Genomic DNA, 14,235 nt, shown 5'->3' on the forward strand with positions numbered 1-14,235 from the left:
GCTCACTTTTTTCATTAATCATTTTTAAACTGGCTGTAATTCGCATAATACAGTGCGGTGCGTTGTGCACCTGCATAGCGTTCGGCAAAATCCTTGGCATTGGCTGCTTTCATCGTCCGATAGCTGTAATCGGATGAAGGTATCCAGTTTGTCTCAGGCGATTTCTGCCCCTTTATCGCCGGATATGACCCGACATCTTTAAACCAGCCGTCTCCGTAATCGTCCAGTATGCCGCCTTTCTCGCTTCCAGTGCCAAAGTAATTGGCTTCAGAGTATATTTTGGCCATTGTCGTAATCGTGAAGCCGAGGTGGAAATTGTTGATATAATTATTCTTCACATGAAAATAGCCGTAGCGCATCAGTCCGGGCGCTCTGACATAGAGATTCTCAAACCGATTGTGGCTGATCGTCATCCGCGGGTATCCATTATATATACTGTGATACTGCTTGCCATCTTCAGGCCAGCCGAGAATCAGGCCGTACCTGTGGTCTGTAAATTTGCTGTGAGACAGTGTGACGTAATCGGCTTTGGCGCCGACATATAAGAGTTTGTCGAGATCGTGTCCGTTTGCCGAATAGCTGTGGCCCTGGAATGTGACATGGTCGATCCAGTAGTTTCTTGAATCGGTAATATAGACAGGGATGTCATTGTTTTCACGAATCGATTGATCATGCGCGATAACCAGATTTTTAAAGATAACGTTGCCCGAGTTTACTTTAGTCTTAAAGTAAACATTGTTCAGCTTATGTTTTTCAAACGAACCGACAATCGTTTTATTCGCTCCCACCGTCAATACCGTTTTAGCTGAAGCACCGATATTGCTGGAGACGACAATGGTGCGGGGCGTTGAATCTTCGATATTGGCCTTTAGTTCGCCCAGATTGTTGACATAGACGACTTTTCCAAGCAGGCCGCCGGTTGTGCCTGTTTTCTGTCTGCCGTTCGTTTCCTTTGCATAGCCTGCGAACCCTTCGAGCCCGTCGCTTGGAAGCTTCCACTTTTGGAGAGAGCTCCCCTTATATTTGGCTAGCTTCACTCCGCTTCCGTTTTGTGTCAGTGCAAGACTGTTGTTTTGCGCACTGACGATTTTATACGTGATAAAATCACCGTTTCCGTCTTTGTCAGCCCCGATAATGTTCCACAACTCTTCCTTCCGTGAATTGTCATAGTAGACCACAGCGGGATTGTTGTCTGACAGTGCGTAATGAGCAGGGATGATAATTTTGCCGTTATCCATATTTCTGATTTTAAACTGTTTGCCGTCGGATGTATCAAGCCTCCACCTTTCTTCCTTTTTCCCGCTCGTCTGTGTTGTTGTAAGCGGTGCGTTGTCCTGATTCCCGATGGGCGTGATGTTGAAGCCTGATAAGCTTTCCAGCCTGATCATCTGTTTCGGATAATCTTCGCTTGCCGCAGAAGCGGCCTCTGTGCTGAATACAACATAAATGATAGCCGCAGCTAAAAAAGAAATGATAAAAGATGTGTTTTTGTTCAGTTTCATGGATGTCCTTTCTTGAAGACCTGTCTTCTATCATGTGAAAATTTAGCGCCGTTGGAAATTGTAGCACTTAATATGCAATCGAAATATATGACTTAAGAATTATTTTTCTCAGTCCTTTGGCCGCTTTATTACAAAAGCGCGTAAATTTGCTATAAAAGCAACAAATGGTATGGCTAATTGAAAATAATGTGTTATACTTATTTTGAATAAAACACGATATGGAATGACATAAAAATAAGGGGTGTTTGTTTGATGAAGGTTAAAGTTGCAATAAACGGATTCGGCCGTATCGGCAGAATGGTGTTTAGAAAAGCGATGCTTGATGATCAAATCGATATTGCGGTGATCAACGCGAGCTACCCGGCGGAAACGCTCGCTCATTTGATAAAGTATGACACAAATCACGGACGGTATGAGCTCGATGTGAAAGCTTGCGGTGATCACCTTTTGGTAAACGGCAAAAAGGTGCTGCTGACGAGCCAGAGGGATCCGAAGTTTCTTCCGTGGGCGGAGCATGACATCGATATTGTCGTTGAAGCGACCGGGAAGTTTAACTCGAAAGAAAAAGCGGAGGCTCATATTGAAGCGGGAGCGAAAAAGGTGATTTTAACGGCGCCCGGAAAAAATGAGGACATTACGATCGTCATGGGCGTAAATGAAGGTGACTTTGATGCTGAGCGCCATACGATCATCTCGAACGCGTCCTGTACGACGAATTGCCTGGCGCCTGTCGCAAAAGTCCTCGATGATGCGTTCGGAATCGAAAACGGCCTTGTCACGACTGTACATGCCTTTACAAACGATCAAAAAAACATCGATAATCCGCACAAAGATCTGCGGAGAGCGCGCGCCTGCGGTTCTTCGATCATTCCGACGACAACCGGCGCAGCAAAAGCGCTGTCGCTCGTCATGCCTCATTTAAAAGGACGAATGCACGGCCTTGCTTTGCGGGTGCCTGTTCCAAACGTTTCTCTCGTTGATCTTGTAGCGGATTTAAAAAGCGATGTAACGGCCGAGGACATCAATGAGGCGTTCCGCATGGCGGCGGCGGGTTCCATGGCCGGGATTATCGATGTATGCGATGAGCCGCTCGTGTCTTCGGACTTTAATACAAATCCGTTTTCAGCAGTTATTGACAGCCTGTCAACGATGGTGCTTGAAAACAGGAAAATGAAAGTGCTTGCATGGTATGACAATGAATGGGGATATTCGTGCAGAGTCGTCGATCTCATCAGATACGTTGCGTCGAGAATGAAACATCCATCAGCTGTATAAAATAAGAGCATGGACGGATAAAAATAAAAACCCCTTAACCATCAAAACCGCCTTGCAAAAAATATTCAAACAAAGTATACTATTTTTCGTGAACTTCTAGTCGTGAGCGCTTCGGCATTACTTAAAGGGTTAGGACCTCTCCGGACTAACTTTCCCCCGTGGTAAATGACCGGTTTAGTTGCTTGGAAATTCACTTTTTAATTCTTGTTAAGGGGGGTCCATGCTATGGAAACAATGGGGCGTCACGTCATCTCCGAACTGTGGGGATGCGATTTTGATAAGCTGAATGACATGGATTTTATTGAAAAAACGTTCGTAAATGCTGCACTGAAATCAGGTGCTGAGGTGCGGGAAGTTGCGTTTCATAAGTTTGCGCCGCAAGGTGTAAGCGGGGTTGTCATTATTTCTGAATCTCACCTGACCATCCACAGCTTTCCTGAACACGGATATGCCAGCATTGATGTTTATACTTGCGGAGATTTAGATCCGAACATTGCTGCGGATTACATCGCAGAAGAATTAAGAGCGGAAACAAGAGAGAATATCGAAATACCAAGAGGCATGGGGCCTGTACAGATCAAGCAGGCAAAAGCCAAAGCACAGGCGCTTTAATGCCTTTTAAGAGGAGCCGGATGAAAAAGCGAAAACCGCTTTTTAGATCCGCTCCTTTTTCATTTCCTGCAAAATGTTGCCCGTATTCTTTTGCCATTTTGTTTTCTCTTGGAAATAGAGAGTTTTTTTAATAAAATATAGAGAAGAAAGGCAAAGGGGATATGGAATATGAGCGTTTTCCAAAAGGTTCAGGGATTTTTTTCGACCCATGCCGAAACGTCCGACCATCATCATTTGGACGAGCTGAAGAGCCGTTACTATAAAGCGACTGCTAAACAGGCCCTGGAAGCCGTAGCAGAAATGCTGGACGGAATGCGCGGCTGCACCGTGACTTCGGTGTCGGAAGAAAGAGGGGAAATAAGCGCAGAGGTTACAAAGCCGAAAAAGGCTTTTTTGGTGGCGACTGTCGTATCGATCCGCCCTTTTGAGACAGCGGTAGATTTTAATGTATCGACGGAAACGGTTATGCCGACTGATTTTGGATACAGCCGCAGCATGGTTTCGTCGGTTTATCGGGAATTGGACCGAAAGCTGGCTCCTGCTGTAAAATGAAACAACTGAATAGGGAGCTGAAAAAATGAAATGTCCAGCGTGTCAGCATAATGGGACGAGGGTTTTGGACTCCCGTCCCGTTGATGAAAGCAGATCGATTCGCAGAAGACGCGAATGCGAATCTTGCAGTTACAGGTTTACAACATTTGAAAAGGTGGAAGAAATTCCGCTGATCGTCGTTAAAAAAGAAGGAATCCGTGAAGAATTCAGCCGGGAGAAGATGCTCCGCGGCTTGATCAAAGCGTGCGAAAAGCGGCCTGTCGCTTTAAAGCAGCTTGAAGATATTTGCTTTGAAATCGAAAAAGAGCTTAGAAACCAAGGCGTTTCAGAAGTGAAAAGCGAGAATATCGGCGAAATGGTGATGGACCGCCTGGCGAAAATCGATGAGGTCGCATACGTCAGATTTGCGTCGGTATACCGCCAGTTTAAGGATATCAACGTGTTTATCGAGGAACTGAAAGATTTAATAAAGAAAGAACGGTAAAGAGCTGAAAACTTGATGCAGCTCTTTTCTCATGACAAAAATCGCGGGCGGATGATGCTGTCCGAAAAAAGGTGTAAAATGAGGACAAGAAACAAATTGGAAGGTTGACAATCGATATGAGTAATTACTGGAAAGATTTGCTTCCCGTTGATCCTTACGTCGTCAAGAGCCACGGGCTGCTTCAGGAGTTGGACCGGCAAATTGTCACCCTTTTGTATCAGCCTTTGATCGGGTCTTTCTCGCTCAGCCTGTTTTTTACGCTCTGGGGAGAGCTTGAGCAAAACAGGATATGGGGGAACAGCTCGACCCACAGGCAGCTGATGGGGACGATGCAGGCCAGCCTGAAAACGATTCACGCCGAAAAGGAAAAACTTGAGGGGATCGGACTGCTGAAGACATATGTAAAAGAAACGGAGCAGGAACGCTTATTTATATACGAATTGATCCCGCCGCTCAGACCGGACGAGTTCTTTCAGGACGGAATGCTGAATGTGTTTTTGTACAACCGCGTCGGAAAAGCGCGGTTCCAGCAGCTGAAAGATTATTTTTCTCATCCGTCAGTGCCACAAGAGGCGCGTGATGTCACGCGCTCGTTCAACGAAGTCTTTGCCGCCGTGCAGCCGAGCGAATGGAAGCTGTCGGATGATATGGCGGAAGCTATGAAGCTTGCGGATGACCGGGAATATACAAAAGAGGGGCAAAGCAAGCCGGTCGCGGTGACAGACGACGCGTTTGATTATCAGCTGTTTCTGGCAGGGCTGTCCGAAACGCTGATTCCGAGAAAGGCGCTGACAGGCCAAGTAAAAGAAACGATTAAAAAACTTGCTTTTCTCTATGGAATCGAGCCGCTCGATATGCAGAACGTCGTCATGTCAGCCGTTGACGAACATGATATGATCACGACGGAAGCGCTGAGGAAAGCGGCGAGCGACTGGTATCAGATCGAAAGAAACGGCCTGCTGCCTGAGCTTGTCGACAAAGTGCAGCCGCTCAGGCTGCGCGAGCATACGAATGAACAGCCGGCGTCAAAGGAAGAAACGTTGATCGCCCTTTTGGAACAGGTGTCCCCGAGAAAACTGCTCCAGGATATCGCGGGAGGGGCGGAGCCTTCCAAAGCCGATTTAAAAATCATCGAAGAAATCATGCTTGACCAAAAGCTTGAGCCGGGCGTCATCAATGTCCTGATTTATTATGTCATGCTCCGGACCGACATGAAGCTTTCGAAAAACTACATTCAAAAAATCGCTTCCCATTGGGCAAGAAAAAAAGTGCAGACGGTAAGGGAAGCGATGAAGCTCGCAAAAGAAGAAAACCGTCAATATCTCGAATGGGCGGAAGGAAAGAAAAAGCAGGGTAATAAAAAAGTCATCAGGGAAGAAAAACTGCCGGATTGGCTGCAAAACGAGGCGGCTGAAGCCCTGCCTAAGGGTGAGCAGACTGCGGCAAGCAAGGAAGATTTTGAATTGCAAAAGCAAAAACTGCTCGAAGAAGTAAAAAACCTGAGAAACCATTCCCCCCTTTAAAAGTGAGGTGAACAAGAGGTATGGAGCCGATTAAACGAGCTTTACAAGGCGTGACGACGAGGCCTGATTTCCAAAAGCGCCTTGAGGATATGAAGAAAAAAGTCCTTTCCGACCATGATGTTCAGGAATTTCTGAAAACGCACCGGACGGAAGTGGACGAAAGAATGATTGAGAGAAGCTTGAACAAGCTGTATGAATTTACGCATCAAAGCAAAGCATGCAGCGGCTGTCCAAGCCTGAAAGAATGTAAAAACCTGATTCAGGGCTTTTATCCAAAGCTTGTGCTGAACGGAAAAACGATTGACGTTCAGTATGACACATGCCCTGAAAAGCGAAAAGCCGATGAAAGGGAAAGGCAGCGTTCATTAATCAAAAGCATCTACATTCAAAAGGATCTATTGGAAGCTACATTTGCTGATATTGACGGAGACGATCCGAGCAGGCTGAAAGTTCTTCAGCTTGCGACTGAATTCTTCCATGACTATAATGAGACGGGAAAGGGAAAAGGAATTTATATCCATGGGAGATTCGGCGTCGGCAAAACCTTTATGCTGGCGGCCATTGCCAATGAGCTTGCTTCAAAGGACCATCCGTCGATTCTCGTTTATGTTCCCGAGTTTGTCAGGGAGCTGAAAAACGCGATTCACGACCAATCATTGGAGGAAAAGCTGGATATGGTGAAATCCACGCCGGTCCTCTTGCTGGACGATATCGGAGCAGAGTCCATGTCAAGCTGGGTCAGGGATGAAGTGATCGGCACGATTCTTCAGCACAGAATGGCTCAGCAGCTGCCGACGTTTTTCTCTTCAAACTTTGACCCGGATGAGCTGAAGCATCATTTTACGTATTCCCAAAGAGGGGAAAAAGAAGATGTAAAGGCGGCAAGGCTGATGGAACGTGTGCTGTACCTGGCTACGCCCATCCGTCTTGATGGAAAGAACCGCCGCCAATAATTTCCTTTCATACCAGGAGATGAGGATATGCCGAAAAAAGCCCTCGTGAAGTGGGCGGCGGTGCTGGCGATAGCGGCTGCCGGATTGTGGTTTAACGCAAAGTACCTCAATCTGAATCCCCGACATATCAGGGAAGGTGTTCTATCCTTCGGCGTTTTCGCCCCGCTCATGTATATCGGATTATTAATGGTCAGGCCGTTTTTGCTTCTGCCCGCCTCCGTTTTTGCCGTAGGCGGCGGACTCGCATTCGGCCCGATCTTTGGATCTCTGTATTCTTTTATAGGAGCCGCCGGCGGAGCGTTTTTATCGTTTGCCGTTGCATACAAGCTCGGCGGAGACGTGAAAAACATGCCTTTGAAGCTTGATGCGTTCCGCGCTTTCTTGCAAAAAAACGGTTTTTTCAGCATTTTGCTTTTACGGCTTGCACCGATCCACTTTGATGCGGTCAGCTATGCGGCCGGCGTATCAAAAGTAAAACCGCTGTCGTATTTGGCGGCCACGGCTGCGGGCATTATCCCAGGAACCGTTATTTTAAACGCGCTCGGATCGAGCATCATGTCCGGAGACCTCCTGGCGATTTCGGTGATGGCCGCAATCTACCTTCTTTTTATCACTGTTCCGCTCTTGTTCAGAAAAAAAGTGCAGGAGCTGCTTGATTAAAGGCTTATCCTTTTTTTACGTCTATTTTAGTTGTCCCCCCCATATACATGTACCAGATGTTGTTAGGGGGGACAAACATGCTCGAAATTACATTTGAAGATGATTATGATACAGCCGCGTTTTTGCATCTCCTTCGCAATGCGGATGAAAACCGGCATATCAAGATTCACGAGGCGCCAGGGAAGATCGGAATTGAAAAGACCCATTCCTCTGTCAGTATTCAGGAATACATCCAGCCGATTCTGACGAGATTTTTTACAGAGTGCAAAGAAGACGAATACATGCTTTCGGTCATTGAAGGCGATTACTATTTTTTGGACCGGGATGAGCAGCAGCAGATTCTGCAACTGGCCCACAGCATCATGGAGGGGGAGCTCGAAGGTCTTCCGCTTAATCATGATGATACCCCTCGCGAATATTTCATCGAGCAGGAGCTCAAGACGATCTGTCTTGAAGAAAACGTCTTTTCGATCCGCTCCTTCATGACGTTCCGGCTCGGGAAATATTATGAGCGACTAAAAGGGTATGTCGAGGCGGCGATCGATGAATACAAAATGGAACAGGAATATCAGACGTTCATTCAATCGCTGAGAGACTACGTGACGAGGAAAGAGCCGGTACTCGATCATGTGCGCATCGTGCATGACGGCCATTTCGTATTGTGGGAATTGAAATATATTTCAGAGCGGGAACAAAAAAAATACATAGACAGGCGGTTCGTGAGAGAACACCCGATGTATATCGATTCCCATCTGCTCGCTCCGCTCGTGTCGATCGCTCCGAAAAAAATCGACCTGTATACGAAAAACAGCGAGCATGCCATGGTGCAGACGATCCAAAATATTTTCCAGGAACGGGTCCGGATTTTTTCACTTGAATCCTTTCATCCGCAGGAAAACATTTTGGAAGAGCGTTCTTGATTTTGCTTGCAAAACGATTTATAATACATTGTAAACTTTACATTCCATGTATTGATAAGGACACGAAAAAATGAACACCGGTTTGGCAGAGAGGGAGACCAAGGCTGCAAGTCTCTTAACCAAGGATCATTTTTTTACCACCTTTGAACATCAGTTGTGAACGGCGTATTGTCAAGTAATGACTGACGGGACTTCCCGTTACAGAACCGAGAGCCGAAAAAGGCAGGCGATTTTCTGCGTTTTCGGGAAAAAGGGTGGAACCACGAATTCCGTTTATTAATCCTCGTCCCTTTCTTAGGGGGCGGGGTTTTTATTATGCATAAAAAAGGAGTGACTAGGATGTCAGATATGGTAAAAATCACATTTCCTGACGGAGCGGTTAAGGAGTTTGCAAAAGGGACGACAACAGAAGATATCGCGGCATCGATCAGTCCCGGCTTAAAGAAAAAAGCGATCGCCGGAAAATTAAACAGCGAAGAAATCGATCTGCGCACACCGATCCATGAGGACGGCGCGATTGAGATCATTACGGAAGGAAGCGATGAAGCGCTTGAAATCATGCGCCACAGCACTGCACACTTAATGGCCCAGGCGATTAAGCGGCTTTATCAAAACGTCAAGCTCGGCGTCGGCCCTGTGATCGAAAACGGCTTCTACTATGATGTTGACCTGGAAGAAGCGCTCACACCGGAAGATCTCCCGAAAATCGAAAAAGAGATGAAAAAAATCATCGGGGAAAATCTGCCGATCGTCAGAAAAGAGGTCAGCCGCGAAGAAGCGAAAGCAAGGTTCGCCGAAATCGGCGACGACTTGAAACTGGAGCTGCTTGATGCGATTCCTGAAGGAGAGACGGTATCGATCTATGAGCAAGGCGAGTTCTTCGATTTGTGCCGCGGCGTTCACGTTCCGTCGACGGGAAAAATTAAGGAGTTCAAGCTGCTCAGCCTTGCCGGCGCATACTGGCGCGGCGACAGCAACAATAAGATGCTGCAGCGCATCTACGGTACGGCGTTCTTCAAAAAAGCCGAGCTTGAAGAGCATCTGCGTCTGCTTGAAGAAGCGAAAGAACGCGATCACAGAAAGCTTGGAAAAGAATTGAAATTATTCGCGATTTCGCAAAAAGTCGGCCAGGGGCTGCCGCTTTGGCTTCCGAAGGGCGCGACGATCAGACGCGTCATCGAGCGCTATATCGTCGATAAAGAAATCGCCCTCGGTTATGAGCACGTTTATACGCCTGTGCTCGGAAGCAAGGAGCTTTACGAAACATCAGGCCACTGGGATCATTATCAGGATACGATGTTCCCGCCGATGGAAATGGACAATGAAACATTGACGCTGCGTCCGATGAACTGCCCGCATCACATGATGATTTATAAAAACGACATTCACAGCTACCGCGAGCTGCCGATCCGGATCGCAGAGCTCGGAACGATGCACCGCTACGAAATGTCCGGTGCGCTTTCAGGACTTCAGCGCGTCCGCGGCATGACGCTGAATGACGCTCATATTTTCGTCCGTCCGGATCAGATCAAGGAAGAATTCATCCGTACCGTCCGCTTGATTCAGGACGTGTACAAAGACTTCGGATTAAACAACTATACATTCCGCCTGTCTTACCGCGATCCGGAGGATACCGAGAAATATTATGATGATGACGAAATGTGGAATAAAGCGCAATCGATGCTGAAAGCAGCGATGGATGAGATGGGGCACGACTACTATGAGGCGGAAGGTGAAGCGGCGTTCTACGGACCGAAGCTCGACGTTCAAGTCAAAACGGCGATCGGCAAAGAAGAAACGCTGTCAACCGTTCAGCTTGACTTCCTGCTTCCTGAAAGATTTGACCTGACATATGTCGGCGAAGACGGCAAACCGCACCGTCCTGTCGTCATTCACAGGGGCGTCGTATCGACAATGGAGCGCTTTGTGGCGTTCTTAATTGAAGAGCATAAGGGTGCGCTTCCGACATGGCTTGCGCCGGTGCAGTTCCAGGTGATCCCTGTATCGCCGTCCGCGCACCTTGACTACGCAAAACAAGTCCAGGAACGCTTGCAGCGTGAAGGATTGCGCGTTGAAGTCGACAGCCGCGATGAAAAGATCGGCTATAAAATCCGTGAAGCGCAAATGCAAAAGATTCCGTACATGCTCGTCGTGGGCGACCAGGAAGCCGAAAACAAAGCGGTCAATGTCCGCAAATACGGGGAGCAAAAATCAGAAACGGTTTCGCTTGAAGATTTCGTAAAAAAAGCCGTTGCTGAAGCAAGAAAATAAAACGAAAAAAAGCATGATTCCATTCGGAGTCATGCTTTTTTTGCGGCCAGAATATCGAACAATTCGCTTAAATGACGGATTTCGTAGTCCGGTTTTACTTCGGTTTCGTTCCCTTTGCCTTTGCGGTTGACCCAGACGGTCTGAATGCCGGCTCTGGATGCGCCGAGAATATCTGTGTTCACATTATCCCCGACCATCACGGCGTCTTCTTTCGCAATGCCGAGAAGATGAAGACAGTGTTCAAAAATGCTCGGGTCCGGCTTTCCTTTTCCGAAATTTCCGGAAATGACGATTTCCTTGAAATAAGGTGCAAGTTCAGGCACGCCGGCCAATTTTTCTCTTTGCAGGCTCGGATCACCGTTTGTCAGCAATAAAAGCTCGAATTTTCCTTTTAATTCATCCAAAACGGCAAATGTTTCTTCGTAGACGAAAGGGCTCTTCCGGCGCACGGCTGCAAAATATTCGCCAAGCTCTTCCCCGAAAGCGGGATCATCGATTCCGAATGCTTTCAGCCCGTTTGTCCATGCATTTTTTCTGTATTCAGGGACGATTTTGTTCAGCTTTTGAAATCCTTCGCTGATCGGGTCGCTGAAATTCGACCAAAGCCCTTCAAACGGATTGATGCCGATCATCACGGTGTAAGGATACGTTTCATAAGACGTGTAAAGATCGCGCGCTGCCCGGCGTACAGCGGCTTCAAATTCATCTGCGCCGATCCCGTATTTTTTTTCGGCCTTCATACATGTTTCGGCAAATGCCGTACTGACGCTTTTTTCATCCCAGAGCAATGTGTCGTCTAAATCAAAAAATACGGCTTTCATGATCGTCTCCCCTGTCTTGGATTTATCAATGTCTCATTTATTTTACAATAGATCAATAGGATGATAAAGCAGAGATTTTAAGAATGTGATGTGATAAAGCGTAAAAGTTTGAATGGCGACAGATATGATAAAATGAGGGCGAACTTTAAATTCTGTGAGAAAGCAAGGGGATAACATGATCCATTTAATGATCATGATGCTGGAAAGAGTGGGGATCATTGTGATCCTTGGCTTTATTCTCGCCCATATGAAGGTGTTCCGGCAGCACCTTCAGCATCCGGAAGGATATAAGGGGAATGCCGTTCTCATCTGTATCTTTTCACTTTTCAGCATCATCAGCAACTATACAGGAATCGAGATTCGAGATCACAAGATTTTAAACAATGATTGGATTTTTGCGATCGACCCGTCGAGCTCGATCGCCAATACGAGAATTCTCGGAGTCGAAATCGGCGGCTTGATCGGGGGGCCCTTCGTCGGCGCAGGGGTCGGGATTCTTGCGGGAATTCACCGTTTTTCGCTTGGAGGAAGTACGGCTTTAAGCTGTGCGGTTTCTTCCCTGTTGGCGGGGGTTATCTCGGGTTATATCGGGCGTTTTTTCCGGAAGCGGCACCAAATGGTGACGCCGCGGGTCGCGGCTCTTGCAGGCATCTCAATGGAAGCGCTGCAAATGGTGATGATCATCATGCTTGCTGCACCGCGGTCAGACGCTGTAGCGCTCGTTCAGATGATCGGCATCCCGATGGTCATCGTCAATGGGACAGGCAGTTTTATCTTTCTGTCGATCATTCAATCGATTATCCGTAAAGAAGAGCAGGCAAAAGCCATGCAGACGCACAAGGTGTTTTCGATTGCCGATCAGACGCTGCCGTTTTTCCGCCAGGGGCTGAATGAAACATCGTGCAAAAGCGCGGCCCTGATTATTCATCAGATGACAGGCACGGATGCCGTGTCGATTACAGACAGGGAAACGATTCTCGCGCATGTCGGCGAAGGGGCTGATCACCATATTCCTTCGAGAAGCCTGATCACCGGTTTATCGAAAAAAGTCATCAAAACGGGGAAAGTCATGAAGGTGAAATCGCGCGACGAAATCGAGTGCACCCATCACTCTTGCCCGCTCCAGGCCGCGATTGTGCTGCCCCTGACCTCCAACCGGAAGACGATCGGCACGCTGAAGCTGTACTTCAAGAATCCGGCCGGGCTAAACCGTGTGGCAGAAGAGCTTGCCGAAGGCCTTGCGATGCTTTTTTCAACACAGCTTGAGCTCGGGGAAGCGGAGCTGCAAAAGAAGCTCTTGAAGGATGCCGAAATCAAAGCGCTGCAGGCTCAGGTTAATCCGCATTTTTTATTCAATGCGATTCATACGATCTCTGCATTGTGCCGGACAGACGCCGAAAAAACGAGAAAGCTCCTGCTTCAGCTCAGCGTCTATTTCCGCTCAAACCTGCAGGGAGCGAGGCAATTATTGATTCCGCTGTCAAAAGAGCTGAACCATCTTGAAGCATATTTATCCTTGGAGCAGGCGCGTTTTCCGGGGAAATATACAATCGATTTTCACATCGAGGAGGGGCTTGAACATATGGAAATACCGCCATTTATTTTGCAGATGCTTGTGGAAAACGCGCTGCGCCACGCTTTTCCGAAAAAACAGAAGACGTGCAGGGTGACCGTTTGTGTCCGCTCGGAGCACGGCGGCGTCCTCATGAAGGTGTCAGACAACGGCAGGGGAATCGAGCCCGGGATGCTGGACCAATTGGGAAAAACGCCGTTGCCTTCAAAGGAAGGAAACGGGACGGCGCTTTACAATCTGAACCAGCGGCTGACCGGCCTGTTCGGACAGCAGGCCGCCTTAAAACTGACCAGTGAAAGCGATTCAGGAACTGAAGTTTCTTTCAAAATTCCTTTTAAATCGCAAAGAGAGGGAGAAGATCGATGCTTAAGGTATTAATCGTTGACGATGAAATGTTTGCCCGCGACGAATTGAGATATTTGCTGGAGCGGACGAAAGAAGTGGATGCGATAGACGAAGCTGAACATATCGAAGAAGCATTTGACAAAATGGCGGACCAAAAGCCGGATATTCTATTTTTAGACATCGATTTGTCAGGGGAAAACGGATTCGACATCGCCAAGCGCCTGAAAAAAATGTCGGCGCCGCCGGCTGTCGTGTTTGCCACCGCATATGACGAATATGCGCTGAAAGCATTTGAAGTCGATGCGATCGACTATTTGACAAAGCCATTTGACGAAGAGCGCATCAGACAAACGATCAAAAAATACAGACGAATGCACCCGGAAAACAAAGAGGAAAAGCCGCCGTCCGGCCATCAAAGGCTTGCTCTCAACGTTGACGAGTCGATCGTGATCCTCGACACTTCTGAAATCGTCTATGCCGGATTAAAAGACGGCCGCGTCGTCGTCAAAACCTTTGATGCGTCGTATGCAGTCCACGATACGCTGGTCGTGCTTGAGCAAAAGCTTCCGCAATCTCTGTTTATCAGGGTTCACAGAAGCTTTTTGGCCAACATGGACCATATGAAAGAGGTAAAGCCGTGGTTCAATTCGACGTATAATCTGCTGATGAAAGACGGCTCAACGATTCCTGTCAGCCGTACATATGCAAAAGAACTGAAAAAACTGCTTCATATGATGTGAAGCA

The 14,235-nt window shown here is 47.5% G+C and carries 13 protein-coding genes; 11 read left to right on the forward strand and 2 right to left on the reverse strand.

What is annotated here, in order from left to right; all coding sequences use genetic code 11:
- Window positions 1–14 precede the first annotated feature (14 nt).
- Complete coding sequence (locus tag AB447_RS06760) at window positions 15–1,502, reverse strand: pectate lyase family protein (protein WP_048406001.1); 1,488 nt, start codon at window positions 1,500–1,502, stop codon at window positions 15–17.
- A 252-nt stretch (window positions 1,503–1,754) separates the two neighbouring features.
- Between AB447_RS06760 and AB447_RS06765 the strand changes: the two genes are divergently transcribed.
- From AB447_RS06765 to thrS, 9 genes are all read left to right on the forward strand, one after another.
- Window positions 1,755–2,777 carry a glyceraldehyde-3-phosphate dehydrogenase gene (locus AB447_RS06765; RefSeq protein ID WP_048353882.1) on the forward strand — a complete coding sequence of 341 codons (1,023 nt, stop codon included), beginning with the start codon at window positions 1,755–1,757 and terminating at the stop codon, window positions 2,775–2,777.
- Between the two features lie 225 nt (window positions 2,778–3,002).
- Window positions 3,003–3,389: an adenosylmethionine decarboxylase gene (gene speD, locus AB447_RS06770; RefSeq protein WP_046129648.1), complete on the forward strand. Its 387-nt coding sequence runs from the start codon at window positions 3,003–3,005 to the stop codon at window positions 3,387–3,389.
- A gap of 168 nt (window positions 3,390–3,557) precedes the next feature.
- Window positions 3,558–3,941 (forward strand): hypothetical protein, encoded by a 384-nt coding sequence (locus AB447_RS06775; protein ID WP_048353883.1) that lies wholly within the window; start codon window positions 3,558–3,560, stop codon window positions 3,939–3,941.
- Window positions 3,942–3,966: 25 nt separating this feature from the next.
- Window positions 3,967–4,425: a transcriptional regulator NrdR gene (nrdR, locus tag AB447_RS06780; RefSeq protein WP_046129646.1), complete on the forward strand. Its 459-nt coding sequence runs from the start codon at window positions 3,967–3,969 to the stop codon at window positions 4,423–4,425.
- A 116-nt stretch (window positions 4,426–4,541) separates the two neighbouring features.
- Entirely contained in the window at window positions 4,542–5,948 is a 1,407-nt protein-coding gene (dnaB, locus tag AB447_RS06785; RefSeq protein WP_048353929.1) for a replicative helicase loading/DNA remodeling protein DnaB, read from the forward strand.
- A 20-nt stretch (window positions 5,949–5,968) separates the two neighbouring features.
- The gene (gene dnaI, locus AB447_RS06790; RefSeq protein ID WP_048353884.1) at window positions 5,969–6,901 is read left to right on the forward strand and encodes a primosomal protein DnaI; all 933 of its coding nucleotides are present in this window, start codon (window positions 5,969–5,971) and stop codon (window positions 6,899–6,901) included.
- A gap of 27 nt (window positions 6,902–6,928) precedes the next feature.
- On the forward strand, window positions 6,929–7,561 hold the full coding sequence (locus AB447_RS06795; protein ID WP_048353885.1) for a TVP38/TMEM64 family protein: 633 nt from the start codon (window positions 6,929–6,931) through the stop codon (window positions 7,559–7,561).
- Between the two features lie 77 nt (window positions 7,562–7,638).
- Window positions 7,639–8,481 (forward strand): putative sporulation protein YtxC, encoded by an 843-nt coding sequence (gene ytxC, locus AB447_RS06800; RefSeq protein ID WP_046129643.1) that lies wholly within the window; start codon window positions 7,639–7,641, stop codon window positions 8,479–8,481.
- 339 nt (window positions 8,482–8,820) lie between these two features.
- Window positions 8,821–10,752, forward strand: coding sequence for a threonine--tRNA ligase (gene thrS / locus AB447_RS06805; protein ID WP_048353886.1), 1,932 nt, complete (start codon window positions 8,821–8,823; stop codon window positions 10,750–10,752).
- A 29-nt stretch (window positions 10,753–10,781) separates the two neighbouring features.
- On the opposite strand, the gene AB447_RS06810 is transcribed toward thrS, so the two are convergent.
- The gene (locus AB447_RS06810) at window positions 10,782–11,573 is read right to left on the reverse strand and encodes an HAD family hydrolase (protein ID WP_048353887.1); all 792 of its coding nucleotides are present in this window, start codon (window positions 11,571–11,573) and stop codon (window positions 10,782–10,784) included.
- Between the two features lie 175 nt (window positions 11,574–11,748).
- Between AB447_RS06810 and AB447_RS06815 the strand changes: the two genes are divergently transcribed.
- Both AB447_RS06815 and AB447_RS06820 read left to right on the forward strand, forming a co-directional pair.
- The gene (locus AB447_RS06815; protein ID WP_048353888.1) at window positions 11,749–13,524 is read left to right on the forward strand and encodes a sensor histidine kinase; all 1,776 of its coding nucleotides are present in this window, start codon (window positions 11,749–11,751) and stop codon (window positions 13,522–13,524) included.
- The gene (locus tag AB447_RS06820; protein ID WP_048353889.1) at window positions 13,509–14,231 is read left to right on the forward strand and encodes a LytR/AlgR family response regulator transcription factor; all 723 of its coding nucleotides are present in this window, start codon (window positions 13,509–13,511) and stop codon (window positions 14,229–14,231) included. The genes AB447_RS06815 and AB447_RS06820 overlap by 16 nt, the downstream gene beginning before the upstream one ends.
- The last annotated feature ends 4 nt before the right edge of the window (window positions 14,232–14,235 follow it).

The sequence above is a fragment of the Bacillus glycinifermentans genome (assembly GCF_001042475.2).
Classification (GTDB): Bacteria; Bacillota; Bacilli; order Bacillales; family Bacillaceae; genus Bacillus; species Bacillus glycinifermentans.

Bases quoted from the DNA above. Each gene is read 5' to 3' on its own strand.
- ytxC (WP_046129643.1), top strand. From the start codon at position 7,639: ATGCTCGAAATTACATTTGAAGATGATTATGATACAGCCGCGTTTTTG.
- AB447_RS06795 (WP_048353885.1), top strand. From the start codon at position 6,929: ATGCCGAAAAAAGCCCTCGTGAAGTGGGCGGCGGTGCTGGCGATAGCG.
- AB447_RS06775 (WP_048353883.1), top strand. From the start codon at position 3,558: ATGAGCGTTTTCCAAAAGGTTCAGGGATTTTTTTCGACCCATGCCGAA.
- dnaB (WP_048353929.1), top strand. From the start codon at position 4,542: ATGAGTAATTACTGGAAAGATTTGCTTCCCGTTGATCCTTACGTCGTC.
- AB447_RS06765 (WP_048353882.1), top strand. From the start codon at position 1,755: ATGAAGGTTAAAGTTGCAATAAACGGATTCGGCCGTATCGGCAGAATG.
- AB447_RS06760 (WP_048406001.1), bottom strand. From the start codon at position 1,502: ATGAAACTGAACAAAAACACATCTTTTATCATTTCTTTTTTAGCTGCG.
- thrS (WP_048353886.1), top strand. From the start codon at position 8,821: ATGTCAGATATGGTAAAAATCACATTTCCTGACGGAGCGGTTAAGGAG.
- speD (WP_046129648.1), top strand. From the start codon at position 3,003: ATGGAAACAATGGGGCGTCACGTCATCTCCGAACTGTGGGGATGCGAT.
- AB447_RS06820 (WP_048353889.1), top strand. From the start codon at position 13,509: ATGCTTAAGGTATTAATCGTTGACGATGAAATGTTTGCCCGCGACGAA.
- AB447_RS06810 (WP_048353887.1), bottom strand. From the start codon at position 11,573: ATGAAAGCCGTATTTTTTGATTTAGACGACACATTGCTCTGGGATGAA.
- nrdR (WP_046129646.1), top strand. From the start codon at position 3,967: ATGAAATGTCCAGCGTGTCAGCATAATGGGACGAGGGTTTTGGACTCC.
- dnaI (WP_048353884.1), top strand. From the start codon at position 5,969: ATGGAGCCGATTAAACGAGCTTTACAAGGCGTGACGACGAGGCCTGAT.
- AB447_RS06815 (WP_048353888.1), top strand. From the start codon at position 11,749: ATGATCCATTTAATGATCATGATGCTGGAAAGAGTGGGGATCATTGTG.